This window comes from Candidatus Accumulibacter meliphilus, from assembly GCF_036625345.1.
Lineage (GTDB): Bacteria > Pseudomonadota > Gammaproteobacteria > Burkholderiales > Rhodocyclaceae > Accumulibacter > Accumulibacter meliphilus.
Genome location: NZ_JAZKTZ010000024.1, coordinates 1 through 21,122, shown reverse-complemented (window position 1 = coordinate 21,122; position 21,122 = coordinate 1). Strand labels below are relative to the sequence as shown.

Annotated in this window: 17 protein-coding genes and 3 pseudogenes; 12 read left to right on the top strand and 8 right to left on the bottom strand. The window is 62.5% G+C overall.

Features of this window, described 5'->3' with window-relative positions; genetic code table 11:
- Nucleotides 1-97: 97 nt before the first annotated feature.
- Nucleotides 98-758, top strand: a pseudogene (locus tag V5B40_RS24800) (IS1595 family transposase); the annotation flags it as partial.
- Nucleotides 759-1,255: 497 nt separating this feature from the next.
- On the opposite strand, the gene V5B40_RS24795 reads toward V5B40_RS24800, so the two are convergent.
- Both V5B40_RS24795 and ssb read right to left on the bottom strand, forming a co-directional pair.
- Entirely contained in the window at nt 1,256-1,504 is a 249-nt protein-coding gene (locus tag V5B40_RS24795; protein WP_291996497.1) for a hypothetical protein, read from the bottom strand.
- Nucleotides 1,505-1,587: 83 nt separating this feature from the next.
- Complete coding sequence (gene ssb, locus V5B40_RS24790; protein ID WP_332357025.1) at nt 1,588-2,037, bottom strand: single-stranded DNA-binding protein; 450 nt, start codon at nt 2,035-2,037, stop codon at nt 1,588-1,590.
- A 260-nt stretch (nt 2,038-2,297) separates the two neighbouring features.
- On the opposite strand from ssb, the gene V5B40_RS24785 reads away from it, so the two are divergent.
- A complete protein-coding gene (locus V5B40_RS24785; protein ID WP_332357024.1) occupies nt 2,298-2,966 on the top strand; it encodes a hypothetical protein in 669 nt (222 codons plus the stop codon).
- Nucleotides 2,967-3,614: 648 nt separating this feature from the next.
- Nucleotides 3,615-3,803 (top strand): annotated as a pseudogene (locus V5B40_RS24780) (REP-associated tyrosine transposase); the annotation flags it as partial.
- Between the two features lie 66 nt (nt 3,804-3,869).
- On the opposite strand, the gene V5B40_RS24775 reads toward V5B40_RS24780, so the two are convergent.
- Both V5B40_RS24775 and V5B40_RS24770 read right to left on the bottom strand, forming a co-directional pair.
- On the bottom strand, nt 3,870-4,700 hold the full coding sequence (locus tag V5B40_RS24775) for a DUF4338 domain-containing protein (RefSeq protein ID WP_332353769.1): 831 nt from the start codon (nt 4,698-4,700) through the stop codon (nt 3,870-3,872).
- Between the two features lie 52 nt (nt 4,701-4,752).
- The gene (locus tag V5B40_RS24770) at nt 4,753-6,294 is read right to left on the bottom strand and encodes an IS66 family transposase (RefSeq protein WP_332353770.1); all 1,542 of its coding nucleotides are present in this window, start codon (nt 6,292-6,294) and stop codon (nt 4,753-4,755) included.
- Between the two features lie 160 nt (nt 6,295-6,454).
- Between V5B40_RS24770 and V5B40_RS24765 the strand changes: the two are divergent.
- The 5 genes and pseudogenes from V5B40_RS24765 to V5B40_RS24745 all read left to right on the top strand — a co-directional run.
- Nucleotides 6,455-6,802, top strand: a pseudogene (locus V5B40_RS24765) (REP-associated tyrosine transposase); the annotation flags it as partial.
- 268 nt (nt 6,803-7,070) lie between these two features.
- Complete coding sequence (locus V5B40_RS24760) at nt 7,071-7,337, top strand: type II toxin-antitoxin system Phd/YefM family antitoxin (protein ID WP_332357022.1); 267 nt, start codon at nt 7,071-7,073, stop codon at nt 7,335-7,337.
- The gene (locus tag V5B40_RS24755; RefSeq protein ID WP_332357021.1) at nt 7,334-7,765 is read left to right on the top strand and encodes a type II toxin-antitoxin system VapC family toxin; all 432 of its coding nucleotides are present in this window, start codon (nt 7,334-7,336) and stop codon (nt 7,763-7,765) included. The genes V5B40_RS24760 and V5B40_RS24755 overlap by 4 nt, the downstream gene beginning before the upstream one ends.
- Nucleotides 7,766-8,389: 624 nt before the next feature.
- Entirely contained in the window at nt 8,390-9,598 is a 1,209-nt protein-coding gene (gene glgA / locus V5B40_RS24750; RefSeq protein ID WP_332357020.1) for a glycogen synthase, read from the top strand.
- 163 nt (nt 9,599-9,761) lie between these two features.
- Entirely contained in the window at nt 9,762-11,720 is a 1,959-nt protein-coding gene (locus V5B40_RS24745; protein ID WP_332357019.1) for an alpha-1,4-glucan--maltose-1-phosphate maltosyltransferase, read from the top strand.
- 153 nt (nt 11,721-11,873) lie between these two features.
- Here V5B40_RS24745 and V5B40_RS24740 read toward each other — a convergent pair whose 3' ends face one another.
- Entirely contained in the window at nt 11,874-14,453 is a 2,580-nt protein-coding gene (locus V5B40_RS24740; RefSeq protein ID WP_332357018.1) for a glycogen/starch/alpha-glucan phosphorylase, read from the bottom strand.
- A 418-nt stretch (nt 14,454-14,871) separates the two neighbouring features.
- Between V5B40_RS24740 and V5B40_RS24735 the strand changes: the two genes are divergently transcribed.
- Nucleotides 14,872-15,351 (top strand): hypothetical protein, encoded by a 480-nt coding sequence (locus V5B40_RS24735; protein WP_332357017.1) that lies wholly within the window; start codon nt 14,872-14,874, stop codon nt 15,349-15,351.
- A 24-nt stretch (nt 15,352-15,375) separates the two neighbouring features.
- Nucleotides 15,376-16,407, top strand: coding sequence for a TIR domain-containing protein (locus V5B40_RS24730; RefSeq protein WP_332357016.1), 1,032 nt, complete (start codon nt 15,376-15,378; stop codon nt 16,405-16,407).
- A 24-nt stretch (nt 16,408-16,431) separates the two neighbouring features.
- Here V5B40_RS24730 and V5B40_RS24725 read toward each other — a convergent pair whose 3' ends face one another.
- From V5B40_RS24725 to ispD, 3 genes are all read right to left on the bottom strand, one after another.
- Nucleotides 16,432-17,472, bottom strand: coding sequence for an acyltransferase family protein (locus V5B40_RS24725; protein ID WP_332357015.1), 1,041 nt, complete (start codon nt 17,470-17,472; stop codon nt 16,432-16,434).
- A 108-nt stretch (nt 17,473-17,580) separates the two neighbouring features.
- The gene (ispF, locus tag V5B40_RS24720) at nt 17,581-18,060 is read right to left on the bottom strand and encodes a 2-C-methyl-D-erythritol 2,4-cyclodiphosphate synthase (protein WP_332354912.1); all 480 of its coding nucleotides are present in this window, start codon (nt 18,058-18,060) and stop codon (nt 17,581-17,583) included.
- Nucleotides 18,057-18,755 carry a 2-C-methyl-D-erythritol 4-phosphate cytidylyltransferase gene (ispD, locus tag V5B40_RS24715; RefSeq protein ID WP_332354913.1) on the bottom strand — a complete coding sequence of 233 codons (699 nt, stop codon included), beginning with the start codon at nt 18,753-18,755 and terminating at the stop codon, nt 18,057-18,059. The genes ispF and ispD overlap by 4 nt, the downstream gene beginning before the upstream one ends.
- 145 nt (nt 18,756-18,900) lie before the next feature.
- On the opposite strand from ispD, the gene amrB reads away from it, so the two are divergent.
- Together amrB and amrS are read left to right on the top strand one after the other, a co-directional pair.
- Complete coding sequence (gene amrB, locus V5B40_RS24710; RefSeq protein WP_332354914.1) at nt 18,901-20,268, top strand: AmmeMemoRadiSam system protein B; 1,368 nt, start codon at nt 18,901-18,903, stop codon at nt 20,266-20,268.
- A partial coding sequence (gene amrS, locus V5B40_RS24705) for an AmmeMemoRadiSam system radical SAM enzyme (protein ID WP_332357014.1) occupies nt 20,253-21,122 on the top strand: 870 nt, incomplete at its 3' end. The genes amrB and amrS, both read left to right, overlap by 16 nt.

The following is a 21,122-nucleotide window of genomic DNA, read 5'->3' as shown; positions in this document are numbered from 1 at the left end:
TCGCATTCATCATGAACATCCCTCGGATGAGGGGCGAGGTGACATCTTGACTTCAACACGACTACAGCGCCGCCGTTTCCTCCGCGTAGCGGCTTCGTCCAACACGCAAATCGGCAAGGAACTGGGCCTCAACAAGGACGACGTTCAGAAGATGGCGACCCAACTTCGAGAAGGGGTAGTCAGTCGCAAGCCCGCCCCAGCGCTCCAGGGAACCGTTGAGTGTGACGAGGTCTATGTGGTGGCAGGGCACAAGGGGCATCCTTTGGCAGTAAAAAAAACACCGTAAGGGCCGCAGAAACCGCCTGAAGGGGGCTCGCGGTCGCGGCACGCTTGCCAAGGAGAAGCCTCCGGTTTTCGGCATGATCCAGCGCGGCGGTCAAGTCGTCATCCGCATGCTCGAAAACGTCCGCCAAGTCATGATACAACCGCTGATCCAGGCCACCATCGCGCCGGGCACCCTAGTGCTGACCGACGAGTATGACATCTACGGCCGCCTGCCTGAGTGGGGCTACAATCACAAGACCGTCTGCCACAGCGCCCGCGAGTACGCCCGCGATGAAGACGGCGACGGCTTCCACGAGGTTCACGTCAACACCATCGAGGGCTTCTGGTCCTTGCTGCGCTCCTGGCTGCGGCCTCACCGCGGGATCTCCCAGGAAAGTCTTCCTCTCTACCTCGGCTTCTTCGAGTTCGTTCACAACGCCAAAAATCGCGGAAAGCGACTTCTCGAATCCCTCTTGGGGTTGCTCCTCAGCTAACAACCCGAAACACATAATGAGCCAATGCTGTTTGTTTCGTGCGGCCAGCTACCGCGACTTGCTCGGGCGAAGAATCGCTCGATCAAAGGCTGCTTTCCGGAGGGCGCTTTGCAAACGCACTCGGGAAAGCCCCGGCAAGCCGGGGCGTGGTTCAGTTCGCTGCTTGTTCTTGCTTCGAGAGGATCAGAGCCCGTCGGAGCATCTGGCGGGTTTCCGGGTCGGTGCGTCCTGCCTGGAGTCTCTGGTGGAGATCACAGGCACGATTCATCGAGAGCGCCGAAAAGAGTCGAACGAGAAGCGGATTGGATTGCACGACGTGATCGTGCGCGGGGTCAGAAGCCATGGTCAGAGCCCCAGCGCGCGAACAATCGGGCGGCTGATGATCCAGCCGGTGATGCAGCAAGAAAGAAGAACGAGTGCCATGAGATGCCTCCTAGAAAGAAAAAAGGGCATCCCTCCCCTGACGCGGAGGCGATGCCCCGCAGGGGAATGAGCGTTCAGGCGATCACTTCAAACGAAGCCTCACCGCTCTTGGCGGAATCGATGTCGATCCCGGTCCGGCGCTGGTAAGCCGGTCGGTCGTATTGCTGCCAATGGGTGCTGGTGACCTTCACCGGCTCGGACGCTGCCGTCGCTTCGGGTTTACGGTTCAAGAAGCTCTTGAGGCCTTGTGCCGAGCAACGGAGAAACGACAGAAGCAAGTGAAGCCCTGCCAGCATGGCGAGGACGAGAATGACACGTTCCATGAGCGAAGCTCCTGAGGTGGAGGACGGTCGGCTCCCGGCCCGGGAGAATGACCGCCCGATGTGGGAAAGACGTCACGACCTGCTCAGAACGGCTCCATGGCCGGCACGTCGTCGACGGCTGAACTGATTGCCTGATCGGACGCGGCCGCGTCGGCACGACGAGAGATGGAACCGGATGCTTTGGCGTCCTTTGCCGATGGACGGGCGTCGAGCATCTGCATCTGGCTGGCAATAATCTCGACGACGTAGCGATCCTGACCTGCGCTGTCCCGCCACTTGCGGGTCTGGATGCGACCCTCGACGTAGATCGGGGAGCCCTTCCTGAGGTACTCGCCGACGACTTCGGCCGTACGGTTGAAGAAGATCACGCGGTGCCATTCGGTGGTTTCTTTGCGTTCACCGGATGACTTGTCCTTGCTGATCTCCGTCGTCGCGATCCGGATCGTGGCGATCGCTTCGCGGTTCTGCGTGTAGCGAACCTCGGGGTCGGCGCCGAGATGGCCGATGAGGGTGACTCTGTTCAACGAGGGCATATGGCCTCCTGACAAGAAAGGCAGGAACGCCGCCGTATCCTGACGGGGCTACCCCGCCGGGGGTTGGAGAGAATGCTGTTTATGAAGAAGGCCAGCTACCTTCACTTCGATCGTCATAGACGGAACGAGAGATGGCTGAATTCTCTGCCGCCACGGTCCTCGCAGGAGTTTGAAATGCGTCGCTTCTGGGCGCTTTTCGAAGGTCGCGCTCGCAGTGCAAGCGATACGCTGGGCTTGATCGACACTCCGGGAGACGGCAGATGGCACAGCGACAGAGGAACGATTCGACGCACATTCCATCGGTCCGGCAGGACAACAGCCGGCCCTTCCTGACGCAGAAGGCCTTGCTCAATTCACTGCACGCGCAGCAGATCTTCGACCGTGGCTACGAGATGTGCGCCAACGCGCTGTTCTCGTTGAGCGTGGTGTTGCGATTCATTGGGAGCGAAGAACAGGCGCAGGAAGTCGATGCCCTGGTCGATACTCAGATCGACCAGACCCTGGAGGAGATTCGCAAGGAGTCGCTGCGGCTGAAGGAAGTGGCCGAGGGCAATGGCATCGAGACGGCGATCGGCTACACCAGCGCCAAGACCATCGATGTGCAGATCACCTCGCCGCGGTCGATAAAGAACCTGGCGATCATCCGCGAGTTCGACGGGATGATGACCCACCTGGATGCGCTCTGGCTGTCATGCGTCATCACCGACAGCCAATACGCGCGCGGGGTCTATGAATGGAAGCGGCGGATTTTGCGGCTGGCGGGGCAGATCCGGCAGATGGCCACGCGCGCGGTGCTGGCGGCACGGCGGAAGGAAGGCGCCGGCGAGCTAGTCGCCGAAGCAAGCGATGCGTCGGAGGTGGGGGCTGAAAACGTAGCGATGAAAGGCGCTGCTGTCGCAGCCACGGGCGAACTTGCCGCGAGACTCTGACTGTGCCGAATGGCGATTCACGCCGTAAGCGAGCTATTTGCTGCGAGCAAAAACTCGCTCAAATCGATCGAGTCGGTCGGATCCACACGAACACTTCAGACATTCCTCGCAACACATGTTGGGTCTGACGTGTCGCGCAAGGATCTACACCGCCGCTTTGCCAGTGGCACTCCTCCTCATAGGATTTTGAAATCGACGCCGCAGTTAGCTAACCGGCTGGCCATACTCCGCCACTGCTCACACACGAATAGGCCAGAACTTCCGACGGGCAGTAGCCCAGGCAACATGGAGCGTTCCTCGCGTGACAAGACAAGTCTCGCACGCACGTTTGGCTGCCCCTAGCCGTCCGCGCATGACACTGGTTTCTGGTCCGTTGTCGTCGAACGTGCTGTCCCGGTACCCAAGCGCAACGGCATACAACCATGTGTGCGCTCGCGCCAGCCTCGTTTAACTGGGGTATCTTTTGGGGTATCTCAGCACCTGACGAATCCAAATTTCCCTAGAATAGGCGCTTATGAGCGTGCGTTCGATTCCTGTCGAGGGACAATAGCAAGGTCCGCCACCGTCCGCCGAAGCCCGCGTAGGTTGGGCTGAGGAACGAAGCCCAACACCCAACGCCAAAACAACTCACACCAAGTCACCCGAACCATGCGCTACCGGCGAGCCACCGCGGCAGGAGGAACTTATTTCTTCACCGTAAACCTGGCCGACCGCCATACCGACACCCTGGTAGGACACATCGACGAACTACGGACGGTGACAAGATCAGTCAAACAAGCCCATCCCTTCGACCTCCTGGCCATGGTCGTCCTACCCGAACACCTGCACACCATCTGGCGCTGTAACTCCTCAATAACCCCGGGCGTGCGTGCATGCGCTTGGGTCGGAGCCGGAACGCTACGGTCACCGACAGAGCACGCGCCTGAAGTTTCGGTCGAGGGGATAGACCCAGACGGTTTTGATGGGCAGCAAGGCTTGGTGGTGGACATCGAGCTTGCCGCGACCGGTGGTTTGTCCAAGGCAGAGCCAGTTGGCCGCTCGGTAAGCGGTGCCGCGAAAGCGCTCTTGCTCGACGAAAGTTTCGAGCAAGAGCGGCCGGTAACCGTACTGGACTGGCCAGTCGGCGGCGATCTCCCGGGCGGCGCGAGCCAAGATGGACGAGGCCAGATTCTTGCATTCGATCCACGGCAGGATGAGGAATCGAGCATTATTCACGACCCGGTGCAGGTGCGCCTGGCGTTGCGAGGGGGTCCAGCCGATGTAGTGGTCGCGCGGCTGGGTCTTCCAGGCGGCGGCGCCGAAACTGAGCAAGGCGACGAGCCGTCCGCCCGCCCGAACGAAGTAGCGCAATTGGGCGCCGGGCAGCGGTTGATAGCCGAGGTAGTGATAACGGTCGAGGTACTCGTTGTGCAGGTGCGATTCGGCGCGATTGCTGACCCGGTGCAGTTGCAGTGTCCCCAGGGCACGAGGGCCATCTGCCCTTAGGGGCCCCTCGGGTTCGGCCTGAGCGGTGCGACGGCGCCAGGGTTTTCCGTTGTGATTGCCGTTGCGCGGCGGGGGGAGTTGCAGCAAGCCGTCGGCCTGCATGCGCAGCATCGCCACGCGGCAGCTCATGTCCTTGAGCCGCCCGTCCTCGCGGCTCCAGCCAAGCTTGGCACAGACGAGCCGGGACAACTCGGCGCGCAAGGCAGCCGGATTGGCCGCGATCAGCTCCCGGATCTGGTCGAGTTCCACTCTGCTGAAGGGGCGCCCGCAATAGCGCCAGGGAGTCGCCTCAGAGGTCACGTCAGGGAATGCTCGCCGTCGGCGGGCCCTCGAAGATCCACTGTCCAAGAGGCGCAATCCGATGCCAGCCGAAGATGCGGTCTTCCAGATATTTCCAGAATGACAGCCCGTTCTTGCGACAGGTCTTCTTGAGGCTGGCGAAGGTGTCGCGGCAGCGGCGGCCCGACGGGCTACGGGTGGAGCCGCTGATCTTGCGCTTCTTCACGTAGTCGCGGATATCCGACTCGCTGAGGTTGTTGTGTAGGGGCAGCTCGGGACGTTGCAGCACGCGCAACAACTCCGCCTGGTTGCGGCGCATTCGTTTTAATGCCTGATCGAGGCTGGCATAGCCGGTCCGGGTGGCACAAAGCTTCCCGAAGCGTGCTTCGATCGCGGCGGCGGTGAGCACATCAGGCGCTTCTTTGTACGCCTTGAGCGCATCGTAGATCGCCCACAGCTCGCTGCGCGTCGAGGCCAGCGCCGCGCGTTGCGGCGCATTGAAGCCGAGCAGTTTGGCGAGCACCCGTTCGGCATGGATCCAGCACAGGGCGTGGATCAGCACATCGAACTGCCCGGCGTCATCGCTGAGGATCGCCAGATCGGGGGCGACGCCGTGCGCGACGACGGTACCCAGCAACGCGCCTTCGGTGACCACGCGGACATGGCGCGGATCCGTGATGGTCTGCTGAGCCAACAGCGCCTGCCAGGCGGCTTGACCTGTCCATGCCGCCGGTGCCAGGGAGGTGAGTGCCTGGAGTTGAGCGCCGGGCAGCTTGTGCTCGGCCATGTAGGCCAGTGCCGCTTCGTTAAGGGTGTAGGCATCGTGCCCGGCGCGGAGCAATTCCAGGAAATTGATCCGGCTCTTGCTGCCGGTGCTCGCGAACCAGGCGAAGCGTTCGTTACCGATATGCGTACAGTACCCATTTTTGCCCTGATGGCGCGCCCCCGTATCGTCCACTTGAACGTACCGGCTGCCTTGTAGTCCGGCTTGCAGCAGAGCGTCTTTCTCGCGATGGAAGTCCGTATGGCCATCGGTGATCAAGGCGCTGAGCTGCCCGGCCGAGATGTCGATCTGCCACTCCCGCAACTCTTCGAGCAATAACGGCTGCGTCACATGGGCATGGTGGTACTGATAGAGGATGAAAGCGCGCAGCTGCGGGCCGAAGTGCATACCCCCGATCTCGGTAGGCAACTGCCCGATCAAGCGCTCTCCCTCGGGGGTAACCCAGCGCTCCAGCCGATACCGGGTATTGTGCACGCCGATCCGGATGTCCTGCACCACGAAATCCTGGTACCCCTTGAAGCGACTGTTCTGCGGAACATCCGCCGCCGGCGGCCGCTTGACCGACTCGTGGATCTCAAGCTTTGCCGTCTTGTCGCGCTTGCCACGGGACTTCGGCCGGCTCCCCTTCTCCTTCCCGCTTCGCTCGCCTTCCAGCGCCGAGGGCTTGATCACCGGTTTCGGCTTCTGACCCTTCAGCTGCGCAAGCTCATCGCGCAGCGCCTGAATCTGTTCCTGCTGCCCATGACAGATTTCCAGCAGCAGCACGACCACCGGCGTCATCTCGTCGGCAGAGATATCAGGGATACGGGGTAGTGTCCGAGGGGGCTCCGTGCTCATGCCTGCAATTGAACCACGCTTCGCGAGCTGTGTCCAGCACTACCTGCAAGCAAGAATTCCAGATTCAGCGAACGGCCATGCCCGGGGTTATTGAGGAGTTACCTGGCGCTTGCCCCCCGGGGACGCCAACTTCGCCCTGCGCTGGTCGCTGATCAAATCCGGCTTCTCTCGACAACTGCCCAGCTCCGAACCCGCGAACGCCAGCCGACTCGCCAAACGAGAACGCGGCATCTGGCAGCGCCGCTACTGGGAACATCAGATCCGCGATGAAACCGATCTCGAGCGGCATGTCGACTACATCCATTTCAATCCGGTAAAGCACGGCTGGGCGCGTCGTCCGGCAGACTGGCCCTATTCCACGTTCCATCGCTTCGTCGAACACGGCATCCTGCCGCCGGATTGGGGCGGGCCGACGGAAGACGCAGACGGCGGCGCTCATGGAGAGCGCTGATTGTTGGGCTTCGCAGGCTCAGCCCAACCTACGGGCTGCCCTACCACGCGCAGAGTGTCGAGCTACCGCAGCAGGTTGAGAAACGGGAACAGCGGCTACAGTGGCGCGCACAACAGCGATCGCTCACGATCGCGACGGCCGGGGCGGCGAGTCCATCTATCGTGTGCTGCTCCGATCAAAGCCCGGCAGCAATACGAGGCCGGAAATCGGTCCACAATTGCCGCAGCATATTTTATAATGTGGTCACATCAGCCCATGAGGAAGCACCATGCCCATCGCCATTCGCGAACTCAAAGCCAGCCTCTCCCGCGTACTGCAGCGCGCGCAGGCGGGTGAGATCATCGAAGTCACCTCCCACAGCAAACCCATCGCCCGCATCGTCGGCATTCCGGCCCATACCAACGAAGGGCTCCGCGGCCTGATCGGCAGCGGTGGCTTGTCTTGGACCGGCAACAAGCCGCAGCTGCAGCCCCCCGTTGAACTGGTCGCGAGCGGAACAGCCGTCAGCCGGATCGTGCTGGCGGATCGCGCTTGATTCTCTTCTGTGACACCTCGGCGCTGGTCAAGCTGTACGTCAGGGAAGACGCCAGCGACCTGATGATGGCGCTTGCCGAATCGGCCGATACCCTCGCCGTGTGCCGCCTCGCCTGGGCTGAAGCAATGGCGGGGCTGGCCCGGCGGGCGCGTGAAAACCCGGCCGACGCCGAGCTGATCACGGCGGTCCGAACCCGCTTGCGTAGCGACTGGCCCGCTTATGCGATTGTCGAGGTCACGCAGCCCCTGGTAGAACTCGCCGGTGAGTATGCCGACACCTTTGCTCTGCGCGGCTACGACAGCATTCAACTCGCCGCCGCGCGCATTCTGCAGGAAGCGAGCGACGAAGAGTTCCACTTCGCTGTTTTCGATACGCGGCTGGAAAAGTCTGCCCGGGTGCTGGGCATGCGTACCCTGGCCAGCGCTTGACAGGCCTTGTCCATTAACTGGCCTTCCTGCTGAGCGTGGCAAGAACCGCAGGTGGCCGCCGTGGAACTCGCCTGGAAGATCCTGCATCTGCACCCGGCGACCACAGCTATCTCTCCTTGCGACCCGCGCCGGTCTTCTTGGCACGAGCGGGAGCGCTGGCACGCGCTGGGGCGGCAGCCGGACTCGCCTGCGGAAGGGCAACGCTCTCGCTGACACCTGCAACAGGAAGCGCTTCGGCAACTTGCCAGGGCCTCGGTTGAGGCGATGCGGAAACAGGACACGCGCGACGGTCAGGTAACCACCTACCGCGAAAGGCATCAAGTTGCCGAGCCACGATAGCCGCGCCCGCGTGGGCCGACCGCAGCGCCACCGAGAACGCCGCTGCGATCCGCCTCGTGCCGCGCGCTGGCCGCCTCCGCCCCGTGGACTTCACCAAGCGACGCCGGCTCCGGCGAGCGACGCAAGCGGCTGCGCGCCGACGCCAGAGCGCCGCAAGCAGGGCACCAGAGCGATCCGTCACGGCCTCCGGCTTGGCCGTCCGACCCCTTTGCCGATACAATGGCAAGGTCTTCGACGCAATGCTGTTGCGTTCGACTCCACAACCTCAGCAGAGAAAGTGCCGCCATGAAAGTACTGCTATTGACCCGCGAGTATCCTCCCAATGTTTACGGTGGAGCCGGCGTTCACATCGAGTATCTGGCCGATGAACTGGCCAGACTGATGCATGTCGAAGTACGCTGTTTCGGTGACCAGGACACTGTCAGCGGCGGGGTACGCGTCAAGGGCTACCCCTTTGGCAAGGGCAGTTTTGCGCACGTCGACAAGAGACTCAGCGGCGCCCTCGACACTTTCGAGACCAACCTCGAAACCCTGCGCGAGCAGGTTGACGCCGATCTGGTGCACGTGCACACCTGGTACGCGCACCTCGCCGGCATCCTGACCAAGAACCTCTACGACATTCCGCTGGTGCATACGGTGCACTCGCTGGAACCGCTGCGGCCGTGGAAGCGCGAGCAGCTCGGTTGCGGCTACGACATGTCGTCGTGGGTCGAACGCACCTCGCTGCAGATGGCGGACGCGGTGATCGCCGTTTCGGAAGGAACCAAGGCCGACATTCTTGAACATTTTGACATCGATCCGAACAAGATCGCGGTGATCTACAACGGCATCAAGGTCGAGCAGTACCAACCGACGACCGCTACCGATGCCCTGGAAAAGCACGGCGTCGACCCGAGCAAGCCTTTCGTGCTCTTCGTTGGCCGCATCACGCGCCAGAAGGGCATCGTGCACATGGTCAATGCCATCAAGTACATCAACCCCGATGTGCAGGTCGTCCTCTGTGCCGGCGCGCCGGATACCAAGGAATACCTTGCCGAGATGGAAGAGGCGGTCAAGGCCGTGCGGCGGGAAGGTTGCAAGAACCTGATCTGGGTCCAGGAAATGCTCAGCAAGCCGCAGGTGATCCAGATGTATTCGCATGCCACGGTCTTCTGCTGCCCGTCCATCTACGAGCCTTTCGGAATCATCAACCTGGAAGCGATGGCCTGCCACACAGCCGTCGTAGCCAGCGCCGTCGGCGGCATCAAGGAAGTCGTCGTCGATGGTGAAACGGGTTACCTGGTACCACTGGAACAATTGCGCGTCGCGCCCTTCGAGCCGGTGAATCCCGATGCCTTCTCGCGCGACCTGGCGACGGCGATCAACAAGGTCCTCGACGACCCGGCGCTCGCCGAATCGATGGCCGCTGCCGGCCAGAAACGCGCGCGTGAGGTTTTCAGCTGGTCGAGCATCGCCCAGCAAACCCGCACACTCTACAAGTCTCTGCTGACGTAGCGATTCGCCGCAGCCTTTCGTCCACCGGCACAGACTCAGCTCAGGGCGAAAGGGATTGCGGAAAGGGATTGCGTATTGACGGCCCGCAGGGGCCGTCGCCGTGCAGATCACCTATCACCCTCTGCTTCCCGCCTCGCCGGGTCAGATTTCAGGAGCACAAGCCATGATTCCCCAGGACTACCCCCGCGTAAATATTGAAGCCGTCAAGCCGCAGATCGACTGTGGCCGCTATCCAATCAAACGCGTCGTCGGCGAGAAAGTCGCCGTCAGCGCGGACATCTACAAGGAAGGTCACGACAAGCTGTCGGCCGTGCTCAAGGCCCGCAAGCTGGGCGCGAAGACGTGGCAGGAAAGCCCGATGACGCTAGCCCTCAACGACGACTGGTACGGCGAATTTTCAGTCACCGAGATCGGTCCCTGGGAATACACCATCGAGGCCTACGCCGACCACTACCGGTCGTGGGTAGAAGAGATCAGCAAGAAGAACGTGCCGGGTGCCAAGCTCGAAAGCGAACTGCTCGAGGGCATGGCGATCATCAGGAAATCGGCAGCCTTGGCCAGGGGTGAGGATCGTGCCCGTATCGAAAGCATCATCGCGGCCATGGACGGTGCGCTGGGTGCCGGCGAACAGCAGGGCGTGATCGACCTGGGAATTGGCGGCGTCCTGCACAGCCTGATGGCCAGGTATGCTGATCGTAGCGAGGGCTACGAGCTGGCGCCGACGCTGAAAGTGATGGTCAACCGTCCGATCAGCCGTTTTGCCGCCTGGTACGAGTTCTTTCCGCGTTCGCAGAGCACGACCCCGCACCAGCACGGCACCCTGCAGGACTGCATCCAGCGCCTGCCCGCGGTCAAGGCCATGGGCTTCGACGTCATCTATCTGCCGCCGATCCATCCCATCGGCCACAGTTTCCGCAAAGGCAAGAACAACAGCCTGACCGCCCAGCCCGGTGACGTCGGCAGTCCGTGGGCGATCGGCAATGAGCACGGCGGTCACACCGGCCTCGAACCGAAGCTCGGCACCTGGGAGGACTGGGATCGCTTCGTCGCCACCTGCCGCGAGCTGGAGATCGAGATTGCACTCGACTACGTGATGAATTGCTCGCCCGACCACCCTTACGTCGCCGCTCATCCGGAATGGTTCTTCCATCGTCCGGACGGCTCGATCAAATACGCCGAGAACCCGCCGAAGAAATACCAGGACGTCTACCCGCTGAACTTTGGCACCAGGGACCGTGCCGGCCTGTGGCAGGAGATGCTCAGGGTCTTCCTGTTCTGGGTCGACAAGGGGGTGACCACTTTCCGCGTGGACAATCCCCATACCAAGCCGGTGCCGTTCTGGGAATGGGTGATCGCGCAGGTACACCGGCAGCACCCCGGGGTAATCTTCCTTGCCGAAGCCTTTACCAAGCCGAAAATGATGCGCCTGCTGGCCAAGGCCGGCTACGCCCAGTCCTACACCTACTTCACCTGGCGCAACGAGAAAGACGAGATCACCGAGTATGTCAATGAACTGACAAACGGCGAGATGAAGGAGTACTTTACCGGCAACTTCTTCGCCAATACGCCGGACATCCTGCCGCCGATCCTGCAATACGGCGGTCGGCCGGCATTCATCATGCGCGCCGTGCTGGCGGCGACCCTGTCCTCGGTCTATGGCATCTACAGTGGTTACGAGCTGTGCGAAAACGCGGCGATTCCGGGCAAGGAGGAGTACCTCGACTCGGAGAAGTACGAAGTCAAGGTGCGCAATTGGCGGGCTCCGGGCAACATCGTCGACATCATCACCCGCATCAACAAGATCCGCCGCGAATCGCCAGCCCTGCACGGCTACAACAACGTTCTGTTCCTGGCCACCGACAACCCGAACATCCTCGCCTACGCCAAGATGAGCGATGATCGCTCGGATATCATCGTCTGCGCGGTCAACCTGGATCCTTACCATCAACAGCCAGCCACTCTGCAGATCCCGCTGGGCACTTTCGGCATCGGCTGGGACGAGCAATACCAGGCACACGACGTGCTGAACGACCAGAGTTATCGCTGGAGCGGCCCGACCGCCTACGTCGAACTCAGCCCGCACAACCTGATGGCGCACATCATCAAGATCCGTCGCTGGTAAGCGCGGGCCAGCGCGCAGTCACTGTCTCACTGTCTCACTGTCTCAGGCGCTGACAAATGAAATGGCGGCCTCTATGGCCGCCATTTCATTGTGACGAGCGCTTCTGCGCGCAGCAGGGGAAAAACGTCATTCCCCGGCGTGATCACGCTCTGCTCAAGGCGCGTCCGCAGCGGCGCGCTTGAAGTGCATGTCCTCTTCCGAAAGATCTGTGAGTTCGATACGCACCGGCTCGACCCGCCAGATGTCCGTGCAATACTCCTGAATCGCACGATCGGCCGAGAAGAATCCGGAGCGTGCAACGTTGAGAATCGACATCCGCGACCAGCGCTCGTAATCGAGGTAGGCCTCGGAAACTTTTTCCTGACAATCGACGTACGACTGGAAGTCCGCCATCAGCATGTACTCGTCATGGTTGAGGAGGTGCTCGACCAAGGGCCGGAAGACATCGCGGTCACCGCGAGTAAAGAAGCCCGAGCTGATCAGGTCGATCACTTCACGCAGCTGCGGGTTTGCCTCGTAGTAGTCGCGCGGTCGATAGCCGCAGTTGCGGAGTTCCTTGACCTCCGTCGTGTTCATCCCGAACAGGAAGAAATTCTCTTCGCCGACCTGTTCGAGGATCTCGACGTTGGCGCCGTCGAGCGTGCCGATGGTCAGCGCGCCATTCATCTGGAACTTCATGTTGCCAGTGCCCGATGCCTCCTTGCCGGCCAACGAGATCTGCTCCGACAGGTCAGCAGCCGGGAAGATCAACTGACCGTTCTTGACGTTGTAGTTCGGGAAGAAGACCACCTGTAGCCGGCCATGCATGGCCGGGTCCCGGCCAACGATATCGGCCACGGCCGTCGCCAGGCGAATCATCAGCTTGGCCATGCGATAACCTGGCGCAGCCTTGCCGCCGAAAATCACGGTGCGTGGTGCGACCGCCAGGCTCGGGTTGTCCTTGAGGCGCTTGTACAGCGAAATCACGTGCAGCAGGTTGAGGTGCTGACGCTTGTACTCGTGGATGCGTTTGACCTGGACGTCGAACATCGATGCCGGATCGGCGTCGATGTGGGCACAGCGCTTGATCTCATGAACCAGGCGCTCTTTGTTGCCGCGCTTGATGCCGCGCCAGGCCTCGCGGAAGGCCGCGTCCTCGGCATAGGGCTCGAGCTCGCGCAGACGCTGCATGTCGGTTACCCAGCCGCGACCAATGGTGTCGTCGATCAGCTGCGACATCGTTGGATTGGCGAGCAGAACGAAGCGACGCGGGGTCACGCCATTGGTCTTGTTCCTGAATTTTTCCGGCCACAGGTCATAGAAGTCCTTGAGGATGTCTGACTTGACGAGTTCGCTGTGCAGGGCAGCCACCCCATTGACCGCGAAGCTGCCCACCACCGCTAGGTGCGCCATGCGCACGTAGCGTGCGCCATCCTCGTCGATCAGCGACATCCGCCTGAGGACTGCTTCGTCACCGGGGAAGCGAATGCGCACTTCGTCAAGGAAACGCTCGTTGATCTCGCAGATGATTTCGTAATGCCGCGGCAGGGTTTTCCGGAACAGGTGCAAAGGCCATTTCTCGAGAGCCTCGGGCAGCAGGGTGTGATTGGTGTAGGCGAAAGTCCGCTGGGTGACCGACCACGCGTCGTCCCAGAACATCTCGTACTCGTCGACCAGCAGACGCATCAGTTCGGCAACTGCGATCGATGGGTGCGTGTCGTTGAGCTGGACGACGAACTTTTCGTGGAAAGCACTGAGATCTTTCTCGCGTTGCAGCTGCAGACGAATCATGTCGCGCAGCGAGCAGGCGACGAAGAAGTACTGCTGCTCAAGCCGCAGGGTCTGTCCCGCTTCCATCTCATCGTTCGGATAGAGGACTTTGGTCAGCGTCTCGGAGAGCACTTCCGCGTCTACGGCCTGGTAGTAATTGCCGGCGTTGAAAGCGGCGAAATCGAATTCTTCCGGCGCCTCGGCGCTCCACAGTCTGAGCCGGTTCGGAGTATTGACCCCATAGCCGAGTATCGGCATGTCCCAGGCCGTGCCACGCACCATTTTTGCAGGAATCCACTGCACGCGCAGGCGGCGGCTGGCCGACGCCTCGTACTGGTGTTCGGTATGGCCGCCAATCTTGATATCGAAAGCGACATTCGGTCGATGGATGAGCCACGGGCTACCCGCACGCAACCACTTGTCGGTCACTTCGGCCTGCCAGCCGTCGTGGATGACCTGCGTGAAAATGCCGAACTCGTAGCGAATGCCGTAGCCGATGGCCGGAATCTCGAGCGTCGCCAGAGAATCAAGGTAACAGGCGGCGAGACGGCCGAGACCGCCGTTACCGAGTCCGGGCTCCGCTTCCTGATCAAGAAGGATGTCCAGATCGAGGCCAAGTTCCGCCATCGCTTGCCGGGCGTTGTCGAAAATGCCGAGATTGATTAGATTGTTACCCAGTTGTGGACCGATCAGGAACTCGGCCGACAGGTAGCAGACCGTACGGCTGCCCTTGTTGCGGTAGGTGCGCGCGGTTTGCACCCAGCGCTGCAGCAGGCGATCGCGCACCGTCAGAGCGAGTGCCTGGAAGCAGTCACGCCGGGTTGCCACCTCCGGAAAGCGCGCCTGCGAGTAGACCAGTCTGTCCAGAAAGGCGCGCTTGAGCGCGTCTACTCCGAGTCCCATGCGCTCGTCGTCCCTGCCCACCAACGGCACCGCTGCCGGCCCCGCATGCGACTCGCCCTGCCCTTGCTTCTTCTGAATCATGCCCATTCCTCTCGATAGCTCGGTTTGATTATTGCCAACAATTACCCTGGTAGCGTCGTTTTTGCTGCCTTGAAAGACTCCTCAGCGGCGAGTCTAAAGCATAGTGCGCGCCCGTGCCTACCGCCCCCGGCGAGGTTTTTTTCCTGGCCTGCGCTTCGTCTGTGGAGGGGGCAGCGTAGTCAGCGTCCCGGTCGACGCTTAGGCGATTTGATTGCAGTAACAATGAACATGGCAAGCGAACGCTCAACCCCTGCCTACCTACGGTGAGTCGCTGGCGCGGCTTTCATCGACAGGCGGCGCCGTGACGCCGGATGGTGCTAGCATTGACGAGCAGGCAGTCAGCCAGGCAGAAATGCCTTCGGTGGCACGTTGTCGATGCGCCGTGTTCCTTCTTGTTCAAGCACCGCGAGGAAAGCACATGACTCTGAGAATCGAAAACCACCAATTGGTCGGCGAGCTGGTCAGTCATCGCAGCACGCCCAAGCATGTGCTCGGTCGTGAGCAGGACGAAGCGGCACGCTACGTGCTTACTGCCCGCAGCCTGAACATCCGCAAAGGCCACGACGCCAGTTTCGAACCTGTCGCGGCGGCGCTGAAGATCGGCACCGAAGTGCTCCGCTTCGAAGCGCGTGCCCGCTGGAGCCTGGTCGAGGTCGTCGCCGACCCCGAGATCGAGGGCTGGGTCAGTAACGCCTATATTGCGGCCAGCGGCGACAGCGGCAGCGGCGAAAGCGGCGTCGCCCCGAGATCTGCCGTCACCGGCCCGGCGTCAACGGATCCGAGCGCACCCCCCGTCAAGCCGAAGAAAGGGGGGCAAGGGCAAGAAAGCACGCCGGGACGGCCAGTGAGGGCTCCGCTCTCGGCTGGCAAAATCCCGGCCCGCCAGCGGCGTCGCTGAGCAGCACAACGCGAGGGCACGGCGATGGCGCAGCTGTTCATCAGCTACCGTTCGTCCGACGGTCGCGACAAGGCAACGGCGCTGGCACGCGATCTCGGCGCGCTGTACGGCGACGCGCAGGTCTTCATCGACAAGGATGACCTGCGCGCCGGGCTGCGCTGGCGCGACGAGATCGCCGCCACACTCAAGGAACAGCCGGTACTCCTGTTGCTGCTCACCCCGCAGCTGCTGGGCGCCCGCGATGATCACGGCAAGCGGCGCATCGACGACCCCGCTGACCCGGTGCGACGCGAAGTTGCCGACGCCCTGGCGGGCGGTGCGCACCTCATCCCGCTGCTTTGCGACGGCGTCACCGCAGCGCCCCCTGCCGCCGAGCTGCCGGCACCCCTGAACCGCATCGGCGAGTTCACCTGGCGTCCGCTGCGCGCCTACGACTGGGAGCACGACATCCGGCGCCTGGTAGACGACCTGCAGGCGCTGGGCATTGCCCCCGCGGCGCCACTTGAGGCGTCCGCGCCAGCGCCGACCACGGCGCAGCGAAGCGTCGGCGGGACGCGTCGCCGCTTGCTGGTCGCCGGCATGGCGGCGACCGCAGCCCTCGCTCTCGGTATCGGCGGGTACGCGCTGAGACTTGCGCCGACCCCATCGAGCACCGATGTCAGCGGTGCCTGGTCCGCGACCTTGTCACCCGACGAGACGCTCTCCCTATCGCTACGACAGATCGGCGATCAGGTCGAGCTCAACAGTCGCCCCGTGCCGATCAGTCAACGTGCCGACTGGGCAGACTACCGCAGCTTCTGGCGCGAGCGTTTCGGCAGCGAACTCGACACCGTCAGCTACCGCGGCAAAGGGAGCGCCAGCGCCCTCCCGGGAGAGCAACTGGTCGTCGATATCGCACTGCAGATTGTCAGCACTCCCGGCGACGTACTGGTCGATAGCGGGAACCTGCACGCCACCATCGCTGCCGATGGCACGACAATGGCCGGGACGGTCTGGCTGAACGGCAAACAAGCCGAACGCCCGCTCCAACTACTGCGCCTACCGAAAGCCAGGTAAGCGGCGGCAAACCTCGTCTCCGCATCAGTTGGTGCTGGTGATGTAGTGGCTGGCGCGCAGCAGAAAGCGTTTTTCCACCAGATGCCAGAGGGCAATGGCGCCCGTGCCGGTGATCAGGGCGACGACCGCGAAGAACTGCCAGGGACTATCCTGAAGCCAGCGCGCATTGACCACGAGCTGAATGACCGGCACGTGGATGATGTAGACGCCGTAGGAAAAATCGCCGTACTTGCCGAAGTTCCCGACATAGAGGAAGAGACCAAAAAAAACGACGACCACTGCCAAGGCAAACGGTTCGAGGAGCGGCAGCGGGTAGATCCTGCCGGCAAGCAGAATCGCAATCGCCGCCGCCATGAAGTATCCGACTTGCCGCTCGAACAAATCCCGACAGCAATAAAGGAAGGCGCCGGCGGCAAAGTAGCTGAGCTGCCCGGGAAGCTGTCGGGCGAGTTGCACATAGAGCCCCGAGCCTGTCTGTTCCGCCGCCATGGACATCAGGTGAGCATAGGCCACCGATGCGCAATAAATGATCAACAGAACCGGCCGATAGGAGAACTTCCTGCACAGAGACACCAGTAGCGGCACCAGCAGGTAGAACATCACCTCGATCTTGAGAGTCCATAGTGCCCCATTGACCTCAGGTACCCTGTGACCTTCAAACACACCAGGAAGCGTTGGCTGCAGAAAGTTCAGAAAAATCAGGTTGCTGCCGACGTACTTGAGCCATGCCCACGAGAAATAGTCGCCGACGGCCTTCGAGCTGACCGCTACCAGAAACACCGCGCAAAGCATCACTACCGTGAAATAGGCTGGATAGAGGCGTCTGACACGCTTGCTGAAATAGGAAGCAAGCGATGTCGACCGCTCACAGCTCATGAAGATGAGAAAGCCGCTGACAACGAAAAAAGCCTTCACTGCGGCACCGCCTGACAAGAAGCCAATGTCGGGCGACAGCTCTTGAAATCCGGAAAGAATGGCAACGTGAACGACGACAACATTCACCGCCAACAACAGGCGCAGCAGGTCGAAGTTGTTTCTGCTCAAGCGCGGACTATCGTCATGCATTTATTTCGACTCCCAGGGGAAACGTGGATTGACGGACTTCAGACGCCTTGCGCCGCAAGCCGGGGATGCCGGGGAGCCAGACGCGCAGAACGAGCGCAGCAGCCGAAATCAATCGTCCTGCCTGATCAGCACCACCGCCTCGGTGGCAATACCTTCTCCTCGCCCGACCAAGCCCAGCTTTTCGGAGGTCTTTGCCTTGACGTTCACGCAGTCCAGCGCCACCTGCAGGTCGGCGGCGATGTTGGCGACCATTTGCGGAAGATACGGCGCCATCTTCGGTTGCTGGGCGATGATCGTCGCATCGATGTTGCCGACCTGCCAGCCAGCCTCTGCCAACAGCGCCAACGTGGCGCGCAGCAGCGCGCGGCTGTCGGCGCCGCGATAACGCGGGTCGGTGTCGGGAAAGTGACGACCGATGTCGCCCAGCGCGGCGGCGCCGAGCAGCGCGTCAATGATCGCGTGCAGCAGTGCGTCGGCATCGGAATGGCCAAGCAGGCCACTGTGATGCGCGATGTCGACGCCACCGAGAATCATCTTGCGACCGGGAACCAGTGCGTGAATGTCGCAACCCTGGCCGACGCGGATCATTCGTCCTCCCGCGCCCTGCCCTGCAGGATCAGTTCGGCCAGGCGCAGGTCGGCGGGGAAAGTGACCTTGAAGTTGCTGGCGTCGCCGGCAACCAGGCGCGGCTTGAAGCCGGCGGCCTCGACGGCCGAGGCTTCGTCAGTGCCCTGCGGGTGTTCGGCGAGCACCTGGCGCAGCACGCCGTAACGAAACATCTGTGGCGTCTGCGCCTGCCACAGGCCGTCGCGCGACACGGTGCACGCGACGCGCTGTTCGCCATCTGCGCGCTTGAGCGTATCGGCCAGCGGCGCGGCCAGGAGGCCGCCGACCGGATCGTCGGCGAGCTGCTCGCATAGCGCGTTCAAATTCGCCTGCGACAGGCAGGGGCGCGCGGCGTCGTGAACCAGCACCCAGTCATCGTCGTGAGCGGCCGTAGCCGCGGCAGAGAGGCCATTGGCGACGCTGTCGGAGCGGCTTGCGCCGCCGCAATAGACGGTCTCCAGTTTGTGGCCAAGACTCGTCCAATCGTATCGCCGCCACCAGCCGTCGTCCGGAGAAAGCACCACCCAGACGCGATCGATGCGCTGGCAGCGACAGAGAGCGGCAAGACTGTAGTAAATCAAGGGTCGGCCGGCGAGCATCTGGTATTGCTTTGGCATCTCGCCGCCAAAGCGCGATCCGCTGCCGGCGGCGGGGACGATTGCGTAGTGACGTAGCATGGCGTAATTTTAACCAAAGAAGGCAAGCCGATACCGAAATAAGCGCGCAGCGCTGCGCACGGGCTCTCGCCGCCGGGCAACTTTTCGGGAGCCCGTGCCGGAGCCGCTCCGCCTTCCCGAGCAGCAAGCCTTGAGGATCGACAAGATGACCCACTCGACAGCCACAGTTCGTCCGGCCGCAGTCGCCGGCACCTTCTATCCAGAATCGGCCGTCGTTCTGACGCGCGCTCTGCGCCGGCTACTCGGCGACACGCCGCCAGCGCAGGAGAGTCGGGAACGGCCACCGAAAGCGATCATCGCGCCGCACGCCGGCTACGTTTATTCCGGCCCGATCGCCGCCACTGTCTATGCGCCGCTGCACGCGCTGCGCGCCACTATCCGGCGCGTCGTTCTACTCGGCCCGACGCACCGCGTCGCGGTCAATGGGCTGGCCGTGCCGTCGGTCAGCGCCTTCGCCACGCCGCTCGGCGAGGTTCCTCTGGACGCCGAGGCCATCGCCCGCATCGCGCCATTGCCTCAGGTCGTCGTCAGCGACGCCGCACACGCCATGGAACACTCGCTCGAAGTACAACTGCCGTTCCTGCAAACAGTGCTCGAACGCTTTACGCTGGTGCCCCTGGCCGTCGGCAAGGCCTCGCCGAGCGAAGTCGCCGAAGTGCTCGAAACCCTGTGGGGCAGCGATGAGACGCTGATCGTGATCAGCTCCGACCTCTCGCATTACCTTCCCTACCCGCGTGCCTGCGAGACCGACACCGACACCGCCCGGCACATCGTCGCACTTGACGCCAAGCTCGACCATCAACAGGCCTGCGGCGCGACACCGGTCAACGGCCTCTTGCTGGCCGCGCGTCGGCACGGACTGCGAGCCCGCTTGCTCGATCTGCGCAATTCGGGAGATACCGCCGGCGACAAGTCACGCGTCGTCGGCTATGGCGCCTTCAGCTTTACGCCGGTGAGCGCCGATGCCCACTGGGACCTCCTCGGCAGCGCCCTGCTCGTCAGTGCGCGCAACGCCATTGCCGCAAAGTTCGGACTATCACCACAGCCGGTGACGCCGATGCCCGAACTCTCCGAGCCCGGAGCGAGCTTCGTCACGCTGACCCAGAACGGCCACCTGCGCGGCTGTATCGGCAGCCTGGAAGCGCATCGGCCACTGGCCACCGACGTCGCCGAGAACGCCTTCGCCGCCGCTTTTCACGACCGGCGCTTCGCACCGCTGAGCGAGCCGGAGTTGCCGCGCACGCGCGTCGAAGTATCATTGCTGACGCCGGCCGAAGCTTTTCCGGTACGCAGTGAAGAAGACGCCCTGGCCCGCCTGCGACCGGGTATTGACGGCCTGATCCTGAGCTACGGCCGGCGGCGAGCGACTTTCCTGCCACAGGTCTGGGAGTCCCTCGCCGACCCCCGGCAGTTCATGGCCCAGCTCAAGCTGAAAGCCGGCCTGGCCGCCGACTTCTGGGACCCCGAGCTCACCCTGGCGCGTTATGGAGTACGAAAATGGAAAGAGACCTGAACGACTCGCTGAAAACCCCCGCATCCGCTCACCCTGCGCGTTGGTGGCACACGCTTGCCGACGGCCGCATTCAGTGCGACCTCTGCCCCCGCGACTGCAAGCTGCACGCCGGCCAGCGCGGCGCCTGCTTCGTCCGCCAGAACATCGCCGGCGAGATGGTGTTGACCACTTACGGTCGTTCGTCGGGCGTCTGCATCGACCCCATCGAAAAGAAACCGCTCAACCATTTCTATCCCGGCTCGTCGATTCTTTCTTTCGGCACCGCCGGCTGCAACCTGGCCTGCAAGTTCTGCCAGAACTGGGACATCTCCAAGTCGAAGGACATGGACCGCCTGCTCGACGCTGCCAGCCCCGCGGGCATCGCCGACGCTGCGGCCGCCTATGGTGCGCACGCCGTCGCGTTCACCTACAACGATCCGGTGATCTTTGCCGAGTACGCCATCGATACCGCCGTCGCCTGCCGGGCACTGGGCATCAAGACCGTCGCCGTCACGGCCGGCTACATCCATCCCGAGCCGGCGCGCGAATTCTTCGCGGTCATGGACGCGCGCCAACGTCGATCTCAAGGCCTTCACCGACGACTTCTACTTCAAGCTCTGCGGCGGCCACCTGCAGCCGGTGCTCGATACGCTCGCCTACTCCACCACGAGACGAAGTGCTGGCTGGAGATCACCACCCTGCTGATCCCCGGCCGCAACGACTCGTCGAGCGAGGTCAAGGCTCTTGCCGACTGGGTGGCGCGCGAGCTGGGCGCGAACGTGCCCCTGCACTTCTCGGCTTTCCACCCGGACTGGAAAATGAGCGAACTGCCGCCGACGCCGCCATCAACCCTGACCCAGGCCCGACGCATCGCC